The organism is Arthrobacter sp. M71 S08, assembly GCF_059089725.1.
Genome location: NZ_JBNHEY010000002.1, coordinates 719,345 through 737,834, shown reverse-complemented (window position 1 = coordinate 737,834; position 18,490 = coordinate 719,345). Strand labels below are relative to the sequence as shown.

Genomic DNA, 18,490 nt, shown 5'->3' with positions numbered 1-18,490 from the left:
CCACCGGAACCCTCACCTACTACCCCTTCACCACCAACGGCTTCGGAACCGCCACCACCATCGGCACCGGCTGGACCACCTACACCCTCGCCGGAACGCCGTTCATCAGGTGACGATGTTCCGGTCGAGCGTTCACACACTGAAGCGCCGGATGCTTCGTCTTCGAGGCAACCCGGCTGGGGCGAAACGCCTTGGACTAACCCTGCTCTCTGCCGACAACCCGTCCATACAACTCCAGCAGCGATCGCACGCCGACCTTTACGTCGTGATGCTCGGCGATGAACTTCTTGCCTTCCTGCCGTCGGGAGCCCTGGCTCGGGTCGGCGAGGATGCGACCGACAGCTTGGGCCACCGATACGGGAGTCGGGTCGCTCAAGGAAACGAGGTCCGGGTAGAACTCGTGTGAAGCGCTGCTGACCAGCGGTACGCCGATCGACAGCGCTTCAAGCTCGCTTGTTGCAAGGATGGTTGTCATCTGGCCGACGACGACGGCGGCGCTTGCAAGCCACGCTTTGTACTCCACGTAGGGCATTTTGGGGAGCAGATCTACCCCTGCGCTGCGTGCCGCTTCCGCGTCCTTCCCCCAGTCCAGACCAAGCAGCTCAGCTCCGGGGCATTTGGTGCGAATCCGCCGCGCGACCTCGATCTGGGCTTCGCCGCCCTTCACCTCCTCCCAGCGGGAAGCAAAAATTACCCGGTTGGGGACCGGTGACCAGCGTGGCGCCCGGTCCAGCCGGACCGGAATCGGAAAGTAGCTGGCTTCCGAGCGCGGGTTGAGGTTACGAACGTGCGGCAGCAGGTCGGGTGTGGCATAAAGGATCGCAGCCGCGTGTTCGGCGCCAAAGCGCAGCCGTGGCGCCCATCCGTCGTACTGCCGGCTTCGGACATCGGAGCCATGCAGATGCAGTACCCACGGCCGCCGCACCCAGCGCATGTGGGGAGATAGCCCCCCGGTATGAAGGTGAATCACATCGGTCTGCATACTCTTCGCTGCCAGCGTGCCGTCCCACAGCACCGGGCGCGCCCGGATGGCAGGATGCTTCAAGGGGCCGGTCCATACCTTCCGGTAATACCAGGGTATGTCTGTGGTGCTCCAGTTTTGCCCGGTCTCGTTGGCATAGTCGACAAGATTACGCCCGACGCTCGCAGCATCGTGGACGTGAAGGGCGCGGATGCGGGGCATCGACTCAACCATTACTGACACCAGCAATCTTCCGGACGGCGTCGGGCCACGCACTGCTCGTCGATTCGGCGCTCAGTTCCCTTGCCGCCGCGTGCGAAGCTTCCTTCATCCGCGTCACTTCAGCTGCTGTCATACCGGTGAGTGCGACTGCGGCGGACTCACCGTCGAACCTCTCCGTTACGAGCCCAAGTCCGTGGCGCTCCACCAGGGCCTTCATTTCCGGGGAGGGGCCTATGAGGAGGGCAAGCCGCGCCTGAATGAATTCAAACAGCTTGTTGGGCAGCGCGTGTTCCATATTGAAGTTACTGGGCGGGCAAAGGTAAAACCCTATGTCGTAAGCCTGCAGCATAGGGACGATCTGCTCGAAAGGGACTGGAGCCTTCATACGCACGGCGCCGTCAGGCACGGTGGCAGCCTTCTGCGCCAATTCGTCAATGTACCGTTGTTCCCCCGGCACAAGGACCAGGTCCAGCGTCGCTGTGCCGGGACGTAGTTCGTTGGCGCGGCGGACGGCTTCTATCATCACTTCGATTCTACGTACACGACCCGCCGCGCCAGTGTGCACCACCCTGAGAGGTGATTGAACAGGAGTGGGGCCGGAACGATCCTCATAAGCGGAAGCATTCGGCACAACCGAGGGCTTCGGGATCCCGTATACGGAGGCGTATTCGTCCGCGATGCCGTCGGCCACTGTGGACACCGAATCCGCTTTCGTGACGTATTGCCGGCACGCCCAGTCCATGAACGGGCCCATCACCAGACGCCATTTCAGGTCCTCCTCCCCTTGTCTGGGCGCATACTCGTGAAGATCGGCGTGCACTCCCCTGCGCGGTTTCAGGGAAACAGCCAATGGGACAGACAGGACGTCATTCGCGACGACGACGTCCACACTGCCTGCAGGGATATGGTCCTGCACCAACCTGACCTTGTCGGCGCCGAAATAAAGGCGGTGATATCGGCGCGCGCCCAGGTAGAACCCGACACGGGATTTACTGGAGTGCCACGCGGGGAGGTTCTCGGGGATCTCAACGTGCCGGATCACACCACCAGGCGAGGGCCCGTAACCGCAGGAGATAACATCAGCGAACTCCTGGAATAGACGTATCTGCCGGAGCACGCGGGGGTCACGGGCTATCCGTGAAAACGAGAGGACAAGTACCAGGGGGCGGGTTGGGCCAGGAGCTTCATCGTGCGGCATATTTTTCACTCTATCGACGTCGGTGCAAGTCCACGCTGAATCGGACATTTCCACGACGCTAGCCCATAGCAGCTAGCTTTCGAACCGCGTGGATCCATGGGCGGGTCAGCTGTTCTGAGCTCAGTCGACTCGCAGCCCTGTGGGCGTTCTCCTTCAACTCGGCCACCCGCTCGTCCGTGAGGGACAGGAGGACCTGTGCCGTCGCCTCCGCGTCAAATCCCGCGGCTACGCATCCCACACCGTATTCGTGGATCAATCGGGCCATTTCCGGGGAGGGACCGATAACAATCGCGAGCCGGGCCTGAATGAATTCGAAGAACTTGTTCGGCAGTGTGTGTTCCAGGTTGAACGTGCTCGGTGGGCAGACGAAGACCCCGACATCGTAGCCCTGCAGCATAGGCACAATTTGTTCGAACGGTACTGGAGGTTTCATGCGGACTGCGCCGCCGGGCACGGAAGCTGCCCGGACTGTCAGCTCATCGATATATCGTTGCTCACCCGGCACGAGTACCAGGTCCATTGTCGCCGTCCCGGGACGGAGCTGGTTGACCCGCTGGACGGCGTCTATCATTACTTCAATTTTCCGTCCGCGGCCTGCTGCACCCGTGTGGACCAGACGCAGTGGTGACTGAACGGGGGTAGGCGCAAACCTGTCGTCGTACCCTGAGGCGTTAGGCACCACGGAAGGCTCGGGGATGCCGTATACCGAGGCATACTCCTCGGCAATCCGCTTGCCCACGGTTGATACCGAATCTGCTTTTGTCACGTACTCACGGCAGGCCCAGTCCATCAGGGGGCCCACAAGGAGCCGCCATTTCAGATCGTTTTCTCCCTGCCGTGGAGCGTACTCATGCAGGTCGGCATGCACGCCCATGCTCGGCCGTAGCGATAACGCCAGAGGGACGGCAAGCACGTCGTTCGCGACCACCACGTCCATGCTGCCCTCGGGGATTCGGTCCTGCACAAACCGGACGCGCTCCGCCCCGAAGTAGAGCCGCTTATGCCTGCGGGCGGCCAGGAGTGCCGCCACCTTCTTGTAACTGACGCGCCAGGATTTGAAACGCACCGGTATCTGGATGTGCTCGACGACTCCTTCTGGCGCCTCCCCGTAACCGCAGGAAATGACGTCGGCGAACTCACGGAAGAGACCGATCTGGCGCAACACCCGCGGGTCCCGAATAATGGGCGAGAACGACAGAACCAGTACACGCGGTCGAGATGAGTCACGCCGATCTTCAGTCATCATTTCCAAATCTCTGGTTCCGAGAGCAAGCCGTCAATGTTCAGACCAGTCCCACCAGTGCGGCCTTGGGCCGCCGGCTGCCCATCAGTGAAAAAGAAACACAACGTCGCTGTCCTTGATCGTGGACAACCGGCGAGCGACGGTGATCGTAGATATTCTACCGGCCAGTTTGAAAGTTCCAGGGAATGCGGATGTTCCCGAGCTCAGTGTTCGGCAGCAGCCCTGTAGATGGCGGCAAGCTGCGGAACGAGTGCCTCCGGCCCGTGGTTCCGGCGGACCCAGGAAGCACCGTTCGAAGATGTTGACGCTGATATGGAGTCCTCGAGAACCTCTCGGACGCGTTGTGTGATCCCTTCCGGATCCCCCTCGATCGGGAAGGGGCTTCCGGGATAGTACCCCGGCCGTACGCTCGTCACCGTGGGCGCCCCCATGGCTACCGCCTGAAGCTCGCTCGTTGCCAGGATTCCTGTGGTTTGCCCCACCACACAATGGGCTCCTGCCATCCACTGTAGGAATCTATCTTTGGGCATCCGGGGAACGAGCTGAACGCCCAGGTCACGAGCCTCCTCGGCTCGGTCACCCCAGTCCAGACCTTCGAAGAGAACGGTCTTGTCCAGACCCGATCTCAACTCGCGGAGGAGTGCCAGTTGGGTATCGCCGCCCTTTGACTCGTCCCACCGCGACGAGAACACGAGTTTGGGGGACCCGACCGGCTTCCACGACGGAAGTACCGAGAAATCAATCGGTATCGGCAGGTAAGTTGCGTCAGGTCGCGCTTTCACGGCGTGCTCACGCAGGTCGGGGGTCGCATAGAGCACATGAGCAGCCCTATCGGCCCCCCACTCGATCGCAGGCCTACTTTTCGATTGATAGAAGTAGGTCCGAATGTCTGTTCCGTGCCAGTGCATGACGAATGGGAGAACTGGCCGACTGTTGGCGACCCCCGTCCGAGTCCCGAAATGAATGTGCATGACGTCGCCTCGAACCGCTTCGGCCGTCCGCCGTATTACCCATTCCGCCCTCGCCAGTCGACGGATCCTCAAAGTCTTATCTTCGGGTCGAAGGCTTTCTGGCGCCCATGGCCGGTAGCGCCATCGATAGCCTGCCTCCTGCCCATACTTCACCAAAGTTCTGCCCACGTCAGCGCAGTCGAAGAAGTGAACTACTTTGGGATCGGATTTCCCGCTTGGCATGCACTCAATGTAGCGTCGTTCGGCTCTAGACGTTTGCCGGAGAGGAACTCGTTCCAACGTCGTCTGTGTCAACGCCTGCAATCGCCCCGATGGCCTGAGCCCAAGGCTGCACTGCGCGCTCCGCGGACAATGCCCACGCGGCTGCATGACTATTGGATTTGAATTCCTCGACTTTGGCGACCGTAAGCGACCGGATCGCTTCGCGGAAGGACTCCGCGGTGAAGTCTTCGGAAACAACGCCTAGATCATGTTCCCGAACAATCCGTGCCATTTCGGGCGATGGGCTGATCACCACGGCAAGACGGGCCTGCACGTATTCGAAGAGCTTGTTGGGCAGCGCCATCTCATAGTTGAAATTCGTCGGGGGAAGCAGAAACACGCCCACGTCATATTGCTGCAGCGTTGGTACCAGTTCGTCGAAGGGAACCGGATCACGGAAACGTACGTTCGAAACGGCTTTTGCGTGAGCTCGCAACGCCTCGACGGTTCCAGGTCCGGTCGACATCAGCATGAGATCGAGCGTCGCACCTTCGACACCGCGCATGGCATCGATCATCAATTCAATCTTGCGGGCCGGGTTTGCCCCTCCGCTATGGATCAGTCGAAGCGGTTCCCGCGTATCTGAAGGTTCCAGCTCCGCGTATGAGGATGCGTTCATAACGACGTCGGCGTCAATGGCGTAGTCATGTAGGTAACGGTCCGCGATGCCCCGGCATACGGTTGAAACAGAGCGAGCTGCTCGCACCTTTGTGAGCTGCCACCTCAAGTACGGAAGTCCCATGAGCTTCCAGTTGAAGCCCGATCCTGGAAGCCGGGGCTCCCACTCATGCAGATCCGCATGGAATCCCTTGACCGGTTCGAGCAGGGAAGCAAGTGGAACTGTATTGAGGTCATTCGCGATGACAACGTCGAATGCGCCTTTCGATATGAGGCTCAGAGCCGCCCGCACCCTCGGCTCACGGCGATAGAAGATTTCGAACTGCCGGCCCACGAGGAGAGCACCCGCGAATTTGAGATTAATAGGCCACCAGCCGCTTGCTTCCTCGGGGATCTCGAAGTGATCACTCACGCCGTCCGGAGCGGGCCCGAAGCCGCATGTCGACACCTCATAGGAATCCCTTAGGAGGGAGATCTGCCGGAGCACACGTGGGTCACGTCTCAGGGGTGAGAAGCACAAGATCAGCAAGCGGGGTTTCATGTCAACTAGCCTAGCTTCCCGACTGAGCACGTCCCTGCCACCATCGGTCGAGTATTCTGAACCCGGAATGAAAAACTTATTCACGATTCTTCGGCCGCTTTTGGCAACACTCCCCGCAGGCAGCAGACGCTTTCTACTCGGTTACGGTATCGCAAGTGCTTGCCTGGCTGTGCTCGACATGGTCGCGCTGGGCGCCATTGCTTTGATACTGCCGTCGCTCGTCAGCGGGAGGGCAGTAGTACTTCCGATGCTCGGCGATGTGTCCGATCTGGTCCTTCCGATCCTCATCGCGGTGTGTGCCTTGATCGTCCTCAAAGGCGTGCTTGCGGTGCTCCTCCTGCGAATGGCGACGGCTCGGTTCGCACAACATGAAGTCTCCATCGGGGATCGGCTTTTCGCCTCATATCTTGCTTCTCCCTGGGCGGAGCGCCTCAAGAAAAACTCAAGCGAGTTAGTACGCATGGTTGACGTGGGTGTGGGAATCACCGTCTCCGGCGTGCTTATCCCTGCAATGACCCTGTTCGGTGAATTGGGGACCCTCATCGCCGTCATTGTCGTCCTCTTCGTAGCCGAGCCGATTATTGCGGTGGTGACGCTCGTCTATCTCGGCCTTATCGCTCTCCTGCTCGCCCGCGTCATCTCTCCTCGTGCTGTTCAGGCTGGCCGCGACAACAGGCACTGGTCCGGCAAGACGGTCATGATGCTCACCGAGGCCATGAACACCCTCAAGGAGCTGACACTGGCAGGCCGGGCGCCCGACGTGCAGGAGAGGGTAAACCAGACACGGACCAAGAGTTCGAAGGCGCGCGCACAATCGATCTTCCTCAGCCAGGTCCCGCGTTATGTGCTCGAAACGGCGCTGATCGTCGGTTTCGCTCTGGTCGGCGGCGTCGGACTGGCGATAGGCGGCCCGGAGGGCGCGGTCAGTGCCGTGGGACTCTTCGCCGTAGCCGGGTTCCGGCTTGTCCCTTCATTGACCCGGCTCCAAGCCGTGCAGTCGCAGGCAAACTCCAGCGCATCCTTCGCCAACAATGTCATGAAGGACATTCGCACGGGAGATGAACTACTCGCGGCACGAAAGCGGGACCGACCCCAGCAGAAGCTCGGCGCAGACCGGATCGATATCCTGTTGAAGGACGTCAGCTTCACCTATCCCAACGCCGACTCGCCCGCCCTCGAGCGCGTGAACATCACTATTCCCGCTGGATCACACGTCGCTTTTGTAGGATCCTCGGGAGCCGGCAAATCCACACTCGTGGATCTGCTGCTCGGACTGCTCGAACCCACTGGCGGTTATTTGGAAGTCGGTGGAACGCGTATGGATTTCGTTCTGGATGACTGGCGCAAGCGAATCGGGTACGTCCCTCAGGAGGTGTCCCTTTTCGATGCAACCGTCGGGCAAAATGTAGCGCTGACATGGAACCCGTCGAACGTTGACACGGCTAAGGTGGAGACTGCCCTGCGCCGCGCCCAACTGCTGGAGACCATCAGGAGCCGGCCGGGTGGAATCGACGCCATGGTTGCAGAACGTGGCCTATCTCTCTCAGGCGGCCAGCGGCAGCGACTTGGTATAGCGCGTGCGCTGTACAACAACCCGAATGTCCTCGTGATGGATGAAGCCACAAGCGCATTGGACACCGCCACTGAAGCGGCCGTGACCACTGCGATAAGGGAGCTTCACGGCGAGGTCACTGTCATTACAGTGGCCCACAGACTTTCCACCATCAGGAACGCCGATATCGTCTTCTTCATGAAGGATGGACGCGTTGAGGCCCAGGGGTCATTCAATGAAGTAGTTGCCCAGGTTCCGGACTTCGCCCGGCAGGCCGCGCTAGCGGGACTAAGTTAGTCGCCGATAGATGGACGCGAGCTGATTCACAACATTGTCCGGCGAGTGATACATGTTTATCCATCTCTGAGCTTGAAGCCGGGCGGCCGTTGCCATCGGGTTCTCAAGAACTGAAGCCACTGCGAACGCGAGATCCGCGGTAGTTCCCCCGCCTAGAACGGGGACGGGTTCCGCGTAGTAACCGGGCTCGAGACGCGCGACGAGGGGAATACCGATCGCTATACTCTGCAACTCGCTCATCGCCAAGATCCCTGAAGTCTGGCCTACGACACAGTGAGCGCGGGAAAGCCACTGCAGGTACCGCTCTTTGGACATTTTGGGGACCAGGTCGGCACCCCGCTTCCGGGCCTCCGCCGCACCTTCACCCCAGTCCAGGCCTTCTATCCGGACGCGAGGCCCGAGAACGCGGCGGACCTCCGCCAGCAGTTCGAGTTGCTGCTCTCCGCCCTTCGAGCCGTCCCACCGTGAGGAAAAGACGACGAGAGGCTCATCGGACGGTTCCCACGCCGGCAACTCAGCGAGGTTGACCGGATTGGGCAGGTAGATGGCGTCGCTGCGCGCTGCTTCTGCGTGGGTCTTGAGATCTGGAGTCGAATACAGCACGGCGGCGGCGTTGTCCGCGCCCCACTGAATCTTGTCGCGCTGTGAAGGATCATAGTAAAAAGTTCTGATGTCGGTGCCGTGATAGTGGACGACGAAAGGTCGTCGCGGACGTCGCGTGACAACGTCCAGTCTGGTCCCAAAGTGAATATGAAGGAGATCTGACTCCATGGTTCGAAGCCAGCGCCGCGCAGTCCATTCCGCCACGCCCGCAACGCGCCTGACAGAACCGGAAACGTCGGTTCCATCGCGGTGTGTATTCCGCGCGGGAAGGTATCGCCACGGTCGTCCTGCGGCCTGGCCATACTGAACAAGAGTTGCTCCGACGTCGGCGCAGTCGTAGAGGTGTAGCGCTCGGGATTCTTTGGTGCCGGCAAACATACTTTGAACCTAGCAGAGCCTTTCGCGCCGTCGAACTTTCCCACTGTAGAGTGGCTAGCGGCCTAGCCCAAGGAGAGATTACTGGATGTCCGCTGAGAAACGCCCTCACCTGCTGTACGTCGCGTGGGGCTATCCGCCTTCTCGGGGCGCGGGCGTCTACCGGGCGCTTGCCACCGCAAACGCCTTCGTCCGGAACGGATGGGACGTCACTGTAGTGACAGCCAGTCGTGAGGTTTTTGAGTACCAAACCGGGACTGACACCGAACTGGAAAAGAGCATCGATCCTCGTATCGATGTGGTGCGGGTTCCGTTCAGCTGGATTCGGGGAGAACCTGACCTGTCCCGGTGGTCTCGCATGCGCGTCGCATCCAATCTTCTTTGGACATACCTGCGCGCTCAGAAAGACCGGATCCAGTTTCCGGAGCCGGTGTACGGCGGGTGGCGGCCGGCTCTTATCGCAACCACGGATCGCATCCATCAGGAGAAGCCCGTCGATCTGGTGATCGGCACAGCCAACCCAAACGTCGATTTTGTCCCAGGCTGGCACCTGTACAAAAAGGCGCGGGTCCCATATGTCATGGACTATCGGGACACGTGGCACTTGGATGTTTACGAAGACAAGCGGATCGGGTCCCCGCGCTCCCGCTCAGCTCGCATGGAGCGGCGACTGCTCACCCATGCTGCGGAAGCGTGGTTCGTGAACGCTCCTATCCGGGACTGGCACAAGCAGGAGTACTCGCCGGACACGGACACCTATCACGTTGTCGCGAATGCTTTCGAGGAGGAGTTCGCCGACCGGTTCAGCGGCATGCGGCCTTCACCCCGCGCCGAGAACAAGAGGGCGCTGGTATTCGGTTATCTCGGCACAATTTATGGGCCTATGCCACTGCGGGAGTCGTTGGACGGCTGGCGCGAGGCACGGGCAAAATCCGATCTGCTCCGAGCCTCGAAACTCGTTATCCGGGGGCGCCTGGGGCACTATTCAGAGCCTGATCCAAAGGTGCTCGCCATACTCGATGAGTATCGAAACGACGGTGTCTCGTATGAGGGTCCTGTCAGCAAGACGGACGTCGCATCCGTATACAAAACGTTCGATGCGCTTTTGCTGATCCTCGGTCGAAGCAAGTATGTCACCAGCGGGAAAGTGTTCGAATATGCAGCAACGGGTCTCCCCATAGCATCGCTGCACCACCCCGAAACCGCCGCTAGTGCCGTTCTTGAAGGCCGCCAGGACTGGTTCCCACTCAGCGAGGTCAACGCCGAAGCCGCGTGCGAAGTCTTCCTCCAGACTGCAGATTGCGCGAGCACGATGACGGCACAGGATTACGCCGAAAACCAGAAGTGGGCGTCACACCTTTCCCGGGAAAAACAGTTGCTCCCCCGGATTCATCATCTGCGCTCGCTCATCGGAAAGGACGGCGTGTAGTGAGTCCCTCACTTCGAGTAGTCGCCATCATCGGATCTCCCACTGACCCGGATCAACTGCTCCGTTCGGGGCTGGGCAACGAGTCGCTCGCCGAAGCATTGGGCAGGGCTTCCCTCAGAGAAGTGAACGTTGAGCTCGTCAGTTGGCTACCATCCCTGGATATCCCAGAGGGTGTGGTGGTCGGATCGATGGAACACAGGGCGGCTTTGGACCGAATACTCGCACGGATCGGTGCGAATCGCTTGCAGGGTTTCTTACAGAACTCCCCCGCCGGGCGCCTCATCAACTCGTTGGGGCCATTGGACCAGTCCCGGGTGTTCTGGCGAGCTGTGCGCAAGCATGAGAAAGCGATGCATAGTCTCCGTTCAGCCGACATCCTCCTGGCGGTCGACCTTCCGGCAGTGAGAACCGCTTGGGAGATGCGCCGACGCAGCAAGACAGCCGAAGCCTACTATGGTTTGGCCTCCACCTTGAAGGTTTTTGCCGCTCGGTTCGCTCAGACGACCTCGTCGTAATGGGTAGCAAGCTCAGCGCAGCTTTTGCGCAGGCTCCGCTCTTCCACGGCGAATGTACGCGCCGCTGAACTTAGGGTTGCGTATTCGGTCGGCCGGAGCCGGACCATCTGGTGAATCGCCTCCGCGAGCTCGACCGGTTCTCCTTCTTTAACCAAGATGCCGGTTTGGCCATCGACGACCATTTCACTGAGACCTCCGCAATCACTCGCGATGACCGGGGTACCGCAGGCAGCCGCCTCCAGGGCAACCAGTCCCGCTGCTTCGCGCCACCCGTTATGCGTTCGGCTTGGAACGACCAGTGCGCGTGCACTGCGCATCAGGGAGCGTATCCCGGCGCGGTCCAGCGACCCGACAAGCTCGGTGTGCGGACTGGAACCTGCGAGACCGCGGAGCTCGTCCTTGAGTTCTCCTTCTCCTGCAATAACAAGCCGGTGGGGACTACGAGGTTGCGCAGCCACTGAAGCTCGCAAAAGGTCCCGGATGCCCTTGCGCTCACTCAATCCACCCACGAACAGGATAATCGGCTCACCGTCGGGCTCATTGAGGTTGTCACCCGGCACGGTCGGGGTGAAGTAGTCGGTATCGATCCCCTGGTAATGCACCTCAATTTTTTGTGAGTCCAGTCCAGCAGCCACTGCCGCGCCCGCGAGGAAATTACTGACAGCCAGCAGTTTCCTGCTGTGCTTGTTCGCGGCGCCTATGTTTCGGTGATGCCATCTGGCCATGGCGGTCGACGGCTGACGGCTGAAGACGAAGACGTCCGCGCCGTGCAATGTGGTCACAAGCCCCGTACGGGAGCGCCTCGCGATGTGAGTGGCCGGCACGGACCAGGTGCCGAAATGCTGATGGATGACGTCAGGGTTGAACTTCCTGACGCCCCGCGCCATCAGGGGCATGAACGCTGGCATCGCTAGCTCGCGTCTACGGAATCCAAGGCGTTGCGCCGGCACGTAATCATGGACGGGGATCGATGTGCTGGTGCGGACCTCCGCGACGAGCGAGAACATTTCAAAATGATGCATCGCCCGCATCTGTTCCGCGTGTGCAAGTGCGAAATATGTGGGGGGAATCCGGAGGGTGCCTTTAGTTATCGCGATCTTCACGGTTGCTTCACGTCGTCGTCGGTGTAGCGCCGCTTATGACGGGGCTAGGCATTGGGACGCGTACGGCTGTTCGTAGGCTGACCGCTCTCCCATGGGCGCACCGCTTCATCTAACGCTACGCGGCGAGCCAACTTGGTGATTGATGATTCCATGTGGCGGAACCGCTGATGGGTCGTTGACATGTATACGAGGAAACTCACGATGAACGCGTAGAGGACAAGGTCTGTGCCGCGCCCGATCCCCAGTAGATGAGCCGCAGAGGTAAGCAGAGACGGGAAAAAGATGGAGAGAGCAGCAGTCAAGGCAAAGAGCAGCACCATAATCCGTCTGACAGCCATATGTTTGGCATTCGAACCACCACGGATGAGCACCAGCGAGACAAAAGCGACCGCGAGTACGAGCAGGATCTGTACAACAAATAGCACGTTAGATCACCTAAACAGGAGGTCAGCGATGATGTTGACCGAGTTGAGAAGAGACTGGCCTTTGGACTTTGAATATTCGGTATAAACGATTTGGACCGGGTGTTCAGTCCAACGCGGCTGCAGCACCGCAAGCAATTGCACAAGTTCGGAGGCATGCGCCATCCGGTTTTGTGTCAGATGGATGTTGGATGTCACATTGCGTGAAAAGGCACGAAGCCCATTATGTGCGTCCGTCAGGGGCATTCCAGTTGTTAGCCGGGTCTGGAGTGCTGCTGTGCGTAGGACCAACCGCTTCAGCCATCCGATGTTGGTGCGGCTATCGAGGAATCTCGATCCCAGAACGACGTCGGCTTCACCTGAGTTGAGACGAGCAACCATCGCCATGGCATCGTCGACCCGGTGCTGACCGTCGGCGTCGAACGTCACCACGTTGGTCATATCGGGGTCCGACAGCGCGTACTCAAATCCGGTCTGCAACGCCGCACCCTGGCCCAGGTTTACCGGGTGCTGAACCACTACAGCGCCTGCCTCACGAGCAGCCTCTGCGGATGTATCAGTACTGCCGTCGTCGACGCACACCACGTGCGGGAAGTACGGAAGCAGTCCCCTCACAACATCACCAATAACAGGCGCTTCGTTGTAAAGGGGAATGACGATCCAGGTGCGACTCACCAAGCAAGTATCCCATAGCGAGAGGCTTCGCCCGCTGCGCGACCGCGCCGAGACCATAACCATGCGGCGAGTTCGAGTCCGGGATCAAGGCCGCACGGGACACGAGGGTGACTTGCTATCAGGCGGCGATAAGGCGTGCTGACCCTGAGCTAAGGTCTTTCCTATGAATCGCGGGCCTATCTACCTCATCGGATCTTCGGGCAACCCAAACTTCGGTGACGAGTTCATCACTGCGTCTTGGTTGCGCTTCCTCGCCATTGAAAGGCCAGAAGCTGAGATCTGGCTTGACTGTCCTCGCCCGGGCACAGCACAGACACTCTTCGCTGATCTGCATCCCCGTCTGCACATCACGGATACCCTATGGCGCTGCGCATTCGAAAACCGCGATCTGAGCGGACCGGCACTCAAAGCCCAAATGGAGTCGCTCGTAGAGAACCTGGGCTCTCCTGACTACGACCTTGGATTGCTGAAACTCCGGCAGATGGGCTCGCTTCACCTGATTGGTGGAGGCTACATCAATGGGATGTGGGCCAACCACTCGGCTCTCGTTTATGCGATGCGTGCAGTGCACCGACTGACAGGCGCAGACCTGTTCGCGACGGGTCTTGGCTTGATGCCCGCCGTTGGGGACGAGTCGGTGAATCAGGATCTCTTCGCCGATTTCAATCACGCGACCGCGCGGGACCTCGCAAGCGCGCAAACCTACAGGATTGCACAAGCACCGGACGACGCGTTCCTCGGAGTGAAAGACGAATTGGAGAGAAATCCGCGTGATGGCGTTTTTGTATGCATCCAAAGTGACACTGCTGAACCTGCGCTCGTGGATTCCGCCGTCTCAGCGGCACGAAGCCTCCTGCAACCCATGGCGGATGCCGGACGTACCCTGCACTACGTAGAAGCTGTCCCAGGGGCCGACCGAGTTGCCTATGAGCAACTGGCGGACATCATCCCGGAAGCAAACTTTCTGCCCTTCACGGAGATATGGCGAAGCGGCCTCCCGCTGTCGCGCCGACAAACCTGGATCACAACACGATTTCACTTCCATCTTTTGGCTGCGGCTGCAGGCGCAGACGGTGTCGCTCTCCCGGTGAAGGCCGGTTACTACGATGTCAAGCATCAGTCCCTTCTGGACCTAGGTAGCGGCTGGGCGACCACCACAGCAGACAGTGCTGCGAGTACCGCCGCGGGCGCGGGGAGGCTCTCGGATAAATTAGGGGACCTCTCGGCCCTGAAGGAATCCGAAGCAAAACAGTTATATGGGCAGAAGAAGGCGACCGATCTGGCCCGCTCCCGCCCACTCGCCCGGCTGAGCCGTTCTGCCGGCAGGTCGCTCAACGCCCGACTACGCAAATGAGTACCAGCTTCTGATGCTCTCTGAGTTACCCGCTCTGGTAGCCCTCGTGCCGCTGGGGCTCTCGGCGCTGGCGATCCTCGTAGGACCCGGACTTCTGATACTGCTCCCGCTGCGGACTCCCTTTCCCGCAACTCTTGCACTCGCACCCGCGGTCGGGCTTGTTCCGTTGAGCGTGACGAGCATGGCTTTGTCAGCTTGTGGAATCCCCTGGAACCTTCCCTGGGCGCTGTGCGGAATCGCAATCAGTTCTGCCCTGTTGTGGATGCTCGGCCACCGGTTCAGGCTTAGGTTCCCGCATTCGGAGAAGGCGAAACTCGACCGTCTGTACGTTGTTGGTCTGGCAGGCTCTCTCATCGGGGGATCGCTGTTGACAGTGATCGCTCTCTATCGGGGCATGGGAGGCATTGAAGTTGCATCCCAGGGCTGGGATCCGATCTTCCACATGAATGCAGTCCAGTGGATTCGGGAGTCAGGGAACGCAACCCCCTGGAGCGTATCCCCCATATTCGGTGAGTCCGGCGCCAACTATTACCCCGTCGGATGGCACCTCATCGCTTCTCTCATTCCAGGCGACATCGTGGCGGCATCAAATGTTTTGACTCTGTTGATCGGTGCGGTCGTCTGGCCAATCGGCCTCACCTATCTCGCTTCGGCAGTCTTCCCGAAACGCCCAATCATCTGGTTACTCACACCCGTCCTTGCAGCTTCCTACATCAGCTTTCCCTACGCTCAGTTGGTTCGCAGCGGGCAATGGCCCAACGGCTTCGGGGCTTCCCTCGTTCCCGCTGTTCTTGCAATCCTGATCCTGGTCCTTCGTATGCTTTTCACACGCCGGGCAGGACGCCATCACTCGCGCGGACGAGGTCTTGGGGAGATGTCCTCCGCATTTCTGGTAAGCGCGTTGGCGCTGACGGGCACTGCTATTGCCCATCCCGGCGCCTTGATGGCGCTGGCCGTAGCCGCGATACCGTTTGCCGTCGCATATGGGCTGCCGTGGCTGCGGGAGGTTGTGCAGCGTCGAGAAAAGGCCGGCGTCATATCGTTGTTTGCCGGGGCAGGGCTTCTGACGATCGCTTTGACCGCGCTCTCACGTTCGCCTCTCTTAGAGGGGGTGATGCGCTATGAGCGCGCTGTGCGGGCGGAGCTTCCGGATTCGCTGTATCTAGCAATGTTTGATCTTGCAACCTTTCCTGCACTGCAAGCACCCGAGATGAGTGAATTCAATACCTATGTCGGACTGCTCGCGATAGCGGGCGCGTTGGTTGGGTTGCTTCGTGAAGGGCGCCGCGCGCTCGCAGTCGCGTGGATGTCGTTTGTGCTGCTCCACGTCTTGGCGGCAGGACCCGAAAATCCTGCGCGATGGCTCACCGGGTTCTGGTACAAGGACACCCAGCGCATCGCTCCCATGATCGCAATGACGGGTGTTCTTCTCGCGGGTTGGATGCTTGATACGTGTGCACGGAAGCTCTCTTCCGTGGTCCGTCGAACAATCCACCGCACGCCGGCTTCGAGAGAGTTTTCCCGCACGGCGGCGGTCGTTGCTCTCGCACTCGTGGCTGTTACCTACCTTGCTTCCGACAACTACCGCTCGGCGGAGCGAATCGCTGTCGCGGCAAAGAATTACCGGACCGATTCGGCGGGCACGGGTGTGCTTTCCGCCGGTGAGCAGGAATTCATATCCACGACGGCGGACCTCCTGCCTCAGGACGCTGTTGTGGTCGGTGACCCTTTCAATGGTGAAACTTTCTTCTACACCCTCGCGAAACGACGGGTCGTCTATACCCAACTTGGTTCCGCCACTTCCGGGCAGGAAGCCAAAGAATTCTTGCGGGTGGCCTTTAATCAGATTCACGCCGACCCCGCCGTATGCCAGGCGCTGGGACAGCTGGGCGCGACTCATTTCTACGAGGATCGTCCCGGTCTTTCTCACGCGAGTGACGCGCTTCGGACGTGGCCCGGCTTCTACGGCACGAACACGGAGCAAGGATTTGAAGTTGTGGCTACTAACAGCACTCACAGCCTGTACAGAATCACAGCGTGCTGATACCTGACGGCAGTGTTTCGACGGTTTGTTGAGAATGGAGCGTGATAATGTCGATGGGTTCGCCAGCCTAGGTTTTCTTCCTTGACGCTCGCGCTGACCTTTCTTGTCCGGATTCCGCAGGAGTAATAGATGTCCTGGTGGGCTGCCCTGCCGTCGATCGCGATAGCGATCGCTTTATTTTTGATACCCGGGACCATGTTATCTTTAGCACTCCGTGCTCGGGGTCCTCTGGCTGTGGGCTTGGTACCACTGTTCTCAGTCGGGCTTGCAGGGGTGAGCGGAGCGATAGCTCCATATCTAGGCGTCGACTGGTCGGTCTTTACCTTCTTGGTGTTGAGCCTCGTGCTCTCCGCGGTCGCTTTCGGAGTGAACAAACTGGTTGACTCAAGGTTTGAGCGGACGCCTACGCCAAGACTGGACCGATACTCCGTGGTGGCGGCAGCCGTCGGACTTGCCATCGGTGGCGCAGCGACGGTCTACAACCTCACCCGGGCTCTGGGCGCTCCTGACAATCTCGCGCAACGCTACGACAACGTCTATCACCTGAACGCAGTCAGATATGTGCTTGAAGAGGGTGAAGCTTCAAGTCTCACCCTCGGTCGCATGCTCAACCCAGATGCCGGCCTAGCAATCTATCCGGCCGCCTGGCACAGCTTCGCCTCGATCGTTGCACAGCTGACGGAACAACCGGTCCCGGTCGCAGTCAACGCATTGAACCTCGCTATTTGCGCCGTCGTCTGGCCGGTTAGCGCTGTCCTGCTGACTCGGGTCGTCCTCGGCCCGAAGCCAATCGCGCTTCTTTTTGCCGGAATACTCTCAGCAGCATTCCCGGCGTTCCCACTCGGCTTGCTCGACTTCGGCCCTCTCTACCCCAATCTTCTTTCGTACGCAGTCCTTCCAGCAGTACTGGCCATCGTCGTGTCCAGCCTGAGGATGGTCGTTCGAAGCGGACTCAGTCCCTTAGGTACCCTCATCGCGCTTGTCGCCGGTCTTGCTGCGCTGTTCACTGCTCAGCCGAACGGGTTCTCAGCATTACTGGCTCTCAGTCTGCCGATCATCTCCTGGAAGTGGTGGAGTTGGAGCCGCGAGAGGTACTACCGGACAGGTTCGTTCAAGAAGCTGTTGGTTCCCATTCTTGTCGCTGTCGTCTCAGCCGGCGCCTTTCTTGCGGTATGGCGGGCGCTGCTCATAACCGGATATAACAACTGGCTTCCCTTCAACGACAGCCGCTGGGACGCGATGGGTGAAGCGCTCACGAGTGCGCCACACGGAAGACAAGTGGCAGTGGTTCTCAGCATCGCCACCGCAGCCGGGATAGTCGGGATCGCGAAACGAAGGGCCCCCCGTTGGATGCTCGGCGTGTTCGCCGTCGCTGTTCTGCTCTACATAGTCGCCGCGAGCCAGCCCCGCGGCTTTATCCGGATGGCACTCACTGGATCCTGGTACCAGGACCCTCAACGGCTGGCATCCCTCCTGCCGATTCCCACCATCGTCATTGCGGCCTTCGGAGCCGCGTATCTGGTTGCCGGAAGTCGCCGTCTTCTGCAGCGAGCGTTCAATGCTCTAGGCGTCAATCGCACGACGACGGGAATTCTCGCCGGAGCTCTCACCGTGATCTTCGTGGTGCTGGGCGCTGTGTACAGCCAACGTGGATCGATCGATCAGATGGTAGCGGAAACCCATATAAACCACACTTATGACGGCAACCCCACGATTCTGTCCCCTGCCGAGCGTGAACTTCTCGAGCGTCTGGATGAGACCGTTCCGGGCGATGCCGTAGTAGCAGTCAACCCATGGAATGGCAGCGCTCTCGCCTACGCATTCAGCGGCATCAAGGTTACGCAGTACCACATGGGTTCGCTGTCGCCGGATTTGTCACTCGTCGCGCAGGATCTCAACAACGCCGAGGGCGGTTCGGAAACCTGTACGGTTGCTGCAGAGCTGGGAGTGGAGTACGTCCTGGATTTCGGGGACTACTACCTGCTTGACCGACCGCTGGCCCACTCATACCCGGCGTTCGATGACGTGGACAACCCCAGCAACTACCGACTCGTTGACCAGGAAGGCGACGCCAAGCTGTACGAGGTCACCAACTGCGGCTAAGTT

The 18,490-nt window shown here is 59.9% G+C and carries 15 protein-coding genes; 6 read left to right on the top strand and 9 right to left on the bottom strand.

Annotation, left to right across the window (positions count from 1 at the left end; translation table 11 throughout):
• Positions 1 to 196: 196 nt before the first annotated feature.
• The 5 genes from AC5RTB_RS07345 to AC5RTB_RS07325 all read right to left on the bottom strand — a co-directional run bounded on the left by AC5RTB_RS07345 (position 197) and on the right by AC5RTB_RS07325 (position 5,886).
• Entirely contained in the window at positions 197 to 1,195 is a 999-nt protein-coding gene (locus AC5RTB_RS07345) for a glycosyltransferase family protein (protein ID WP_494060398.1), read from the bottom strand.
• Entirely contained in the window at positions 1,188 to 2,381 is a 1,194-nt protein-coding gene (locus AC5RTB_RS07340; RefSeq protein WP_494060397.1) for a glycosyltransferase family protein, read from the bottom strand. The genes AC5RTB_RS07345 and AC5RTB_RS07340 overlap by 8 nt, the downstream gene beginning before the upstream one ends.
• 58 nt (positions 2,382 to 2,439) lie before the next feature.
• The gene (locus tag AC5RTB_RS07335; protein WP_494060396.1) at positions 2,440 to 3,627 is read right to left on the bottom strand and encodes a glycosyltransferase family protein; all 1,188 of its coding nucleotides are present in this window, start codon (positions 3,625 to 3,627) and stop codon (positions 2,440 to 2,442) included.
• A gap of 200 nt (positions 3,628 to 3,827) precedes the next feature.
• Positions 3,828 to 4,442: a glycosyltransferase family protein gene (locus tag AC5RTB_RS07330; protein ID WP_494060395.1), complete on the bottom strand. Its 615-nt coding sequence runs from the start codon at positions 4,440 to 4,442 to the stop codon at positions 3,828 to 3,830.
• Positions 4,443 to 4,842: 400 nt separating this feature from the next.
• Positions 4,843 to 5,886, bottom strand: coding sequence for a glycosyltransferase (locus tag AC5RTB_RS07325; RefSeq protein WP_494060394.1), 1,044 nt, complete (start codon positions 5,884 to 5,886; stop codon positions 4,843 to 4,845).
• Between the two features lie 196 nt (positions 5,887 to 6,082).
• Here AC5RTB_RS07325 and AC5RTB_RS07320 point away from each other — a divergent pair, with 196 nt between their 5' ends.
• Positions 6,083 to 7,864: an ABC transporter ATP-binding protein gene (locus AC5RTB_RS07320; protein ID WP_494060393.1), complete on the top strand. Its 1,782-nt coding sequence runs from the start codon at positions 6,083 to 6,085 to the stop codon at positions 7,862 to 7,864.
• Here AC5RTB_RS07320 and AC5RTB_RS07315 read toward each other — a convergent pair.
• Positions 7,856 to 8,635: a glycosyltransferase family protein gene (locus AC5RTB_RS07315; protein WP_494060392.1), complete on the bottom strand. Its 780-nt coding sequence runs from the start codon at positions 8,633 to 8,635 to the stop codon at positions 7,856 to 7,858. The two genes, AC5RTB_RS07320 and AC5RTB_RS07315, sit on opposite strands and share 9 nt — an antisense overlap.
• Positions 8,636 to 8,930: 295 nt before the next feature.
• Here AC5RTB_RS07315 and AC5RTB_RS07310 point away from each other — a divergent pair, with 295 nt between their 5' ends.
• Both AC5RTB_RS07310 and AC5RTB_RS07305 read left to right on the top strand, forming a co-directional pair.
• Entirely contained in the window at positions 8,931 to 10,271 is a 1,341-nt protein-coding gene (locus AC5RTB_RS07310; RefSeq protein ID WP_494060391.1) for a glycosyltransferase, read from the top strand.
• Positions 10,271 to 10,786 carry a hypothetical protein gene (locus tag AC5RTB_RS07305; protein WP_494060390.1) on the top strand — a complete coding sequence of 172 codons (516 nt, stop codon included), beginning with the start codon at positions 10,271 to 10,273 and terminating at the stop codon, positions 10,784 to 10,786. Before AC5RTB_RS07310 ends, AC5RTB_RS07305 begins: the two co-directional genes overlap by 1 nt.
• On the opposite strand, the gene AC5RTB_RS07300 is transcribed toward AC5RTB_RS07305, so the two are convergent.
• The 3 genes from AC5RTB_RS07300 to AC5RTB_RS07290 form a co-directional block, all read right to left on the bottom strand.
• On the bottom strand, positions 10,768 to 11,817 hold the full coding sequence (locus tag AC5RTB_RS07300; RefSeq protein ID WP_494060416.1) for a glycosyltransferase: 1,050 nt from the start codon (positions 11,815 to 11,817) through the stop codon (positions 10,768 to 10,770). The genes AC5RTB_RS07305 and AC5RTB_RS07300 overlap by 19 nt on opposite strands.
• A 116-nt stretch (positions 11,818 to 11,933) precedes the next feature.
• The gene (locus tag AC5RTB_RS07295) at positions 11,934 to 12,314 is read right to left on the bottom strand and encodes a DUF2304 domain-containing protein (RefSeq protein ID WP_494060389.1); all 381 of its coding nucleotides are present in this window, start codon (positions 12,312 to 12,314) and stop codon (positions 11,934 to 11,936) included.
• Between the two features lie 6 nt (positions 12,315 to 12,320).
• Positions 12,321 to 12,986 carry a glycosyltransferase family 2 protein gene (locus AC5RTB_RS07290; protein ID WP_494060388.1) on the bottom strand — a complete coding sequence of 222 codons (666 nt, stop codon included), beginning with the start codon at positions 12,984 to 12,986 and terminating at the stop codon, positions 12,321 to 12,323.
• Positions 12,987 to 13,149: 163 nt separating this feature from the next.
• On the opposite strand from AC5RTB_RS07290, the gene AC5RTB_RS07285 reads away from it, so the two are divergent.
• From AC5RTB_RS07285 to AC5RTB_RS07275, 3 genes are all read left to right on the top strand, one after another.
• Positions 13,150 to 14,340 carry a polysaccharide pyruvyl transferase family protein gene (locus AC5RTB_RS07285; RefSeq protein WP_494060387.1) on the top strand — a complete coding sequence of 397 codons (1,191 nt, stop codon included), beginning with the start codon at positions 13,150 to 13,152 and terminating at the stop codon, positions 14,338 to 14,340.
• 13 nt (positions 14,341 to 14,353) lie between these two features.
• Complete coding sequence (locus AC5RTB_RS07280) at positions 14,354 to 16,384, top strand: DUF6541 family protein (RefSeq protein WP_494060386.1); 2,031 nt, start codon at positions 14,354 to 14,356, stop codon at positions 16,382 to 16,384.
• Between the two features lie 129 nt (positions 16,385 to 16,513).
• Positions 16,514 to 18,487: a DUF6541 family protein gene (locus tag AC5RTB_RS07275; RefSeq protein WP_494060385.1), complete on the top strand. Its 1,974-nt coding sequence runs from the start codon at positions 16,514 to 16,516 to the stop codon at positions 18,485 to 18,487.
• The last annotated feature ends 3 nt before the right edge of the window (positions 18,488 to 18,490 follow it).

What these genes read in the sequence shown, in the direction of transcription:
- AC5RTB_RS07345 (WP_494060398.1), bottom strand. Translation starts at nt 1,195, where the DNA reads ATGGTTGAGTCGATGCCCCGCATCCGCGCCCTTCACGTCCACGATGCT.
- AC5RTB_RS07340 (WP_494060397.1), bottom strand. Translation starts at nt 2,381, where the DNA reads ATGCCGCACGATGAAGCTCCTGGCCCAACCCGCCCCCTGGTACTTGTC.
- AC5RTB_RS07335 (WP_494060396.1), bottom strand. Translation starts at nt 3,627, where the DNA reads ATGATGACTGAAGATCGGCGTGACTCATCTCGACCGCGTGTACTGGTT.
- AC5RTB_RS07320 (WP_494060393.1), top strand. Translation starts at nt 6,083, where the DNA reads ATGAAAAACTTATTCACGATTCTTCGGCCGCTTTTGGCAACACTCCCC.
- AC5RTB_RS07315 (WP_494060392.1), bottom strand. Translation starts at nt 8,635, where the DNA reads ATGGAGTCAGATCTCCTTCATATTCACTTTGGGACCAGACTGGACGTT.
- AC5RTB_RS07310 (WP_494060391.1), top strand. Translation starts at nt 8,931, where the DNA reads ATGTCCGCTGAGAAACGCCCTCACCTGCTGTACGTCGCGTGGGGCTAT.
- AC5RTB_RS07300 (WP_494060416.1), bottom strand. Translation starts at nt 11,817, where the DNA reads ATGCGGGCGATGCATCATTTTGAAATGTTCTCGCTCGTCGCGGAGGTC.
- AC5RTB_RS07285 (WP_494060387.1), top strand. Translation starts at nt 13,150, where the DNA reads ATGAATCGCGGGCCTATCTACCTCATCGGATCTTCGGGCAACCCAAAC.
- AC5RTB_RS07280 (WP_494060386.1), top strand. Translation starts at nt 14,354, where the DNA reads ATGCTCTCTGAGTTACCCGCTCTGGTAGCCCTCGTGCCGCTGGGGCTC.
- AC5RTB_RS07275 (WP_494060385.1), top strand. Translation starts at nt 16,514, where the DNA reads ATGTCCTGGTGGGCTGCCCTGCCGTCGATCGCGATAGCGATCGCTTTA.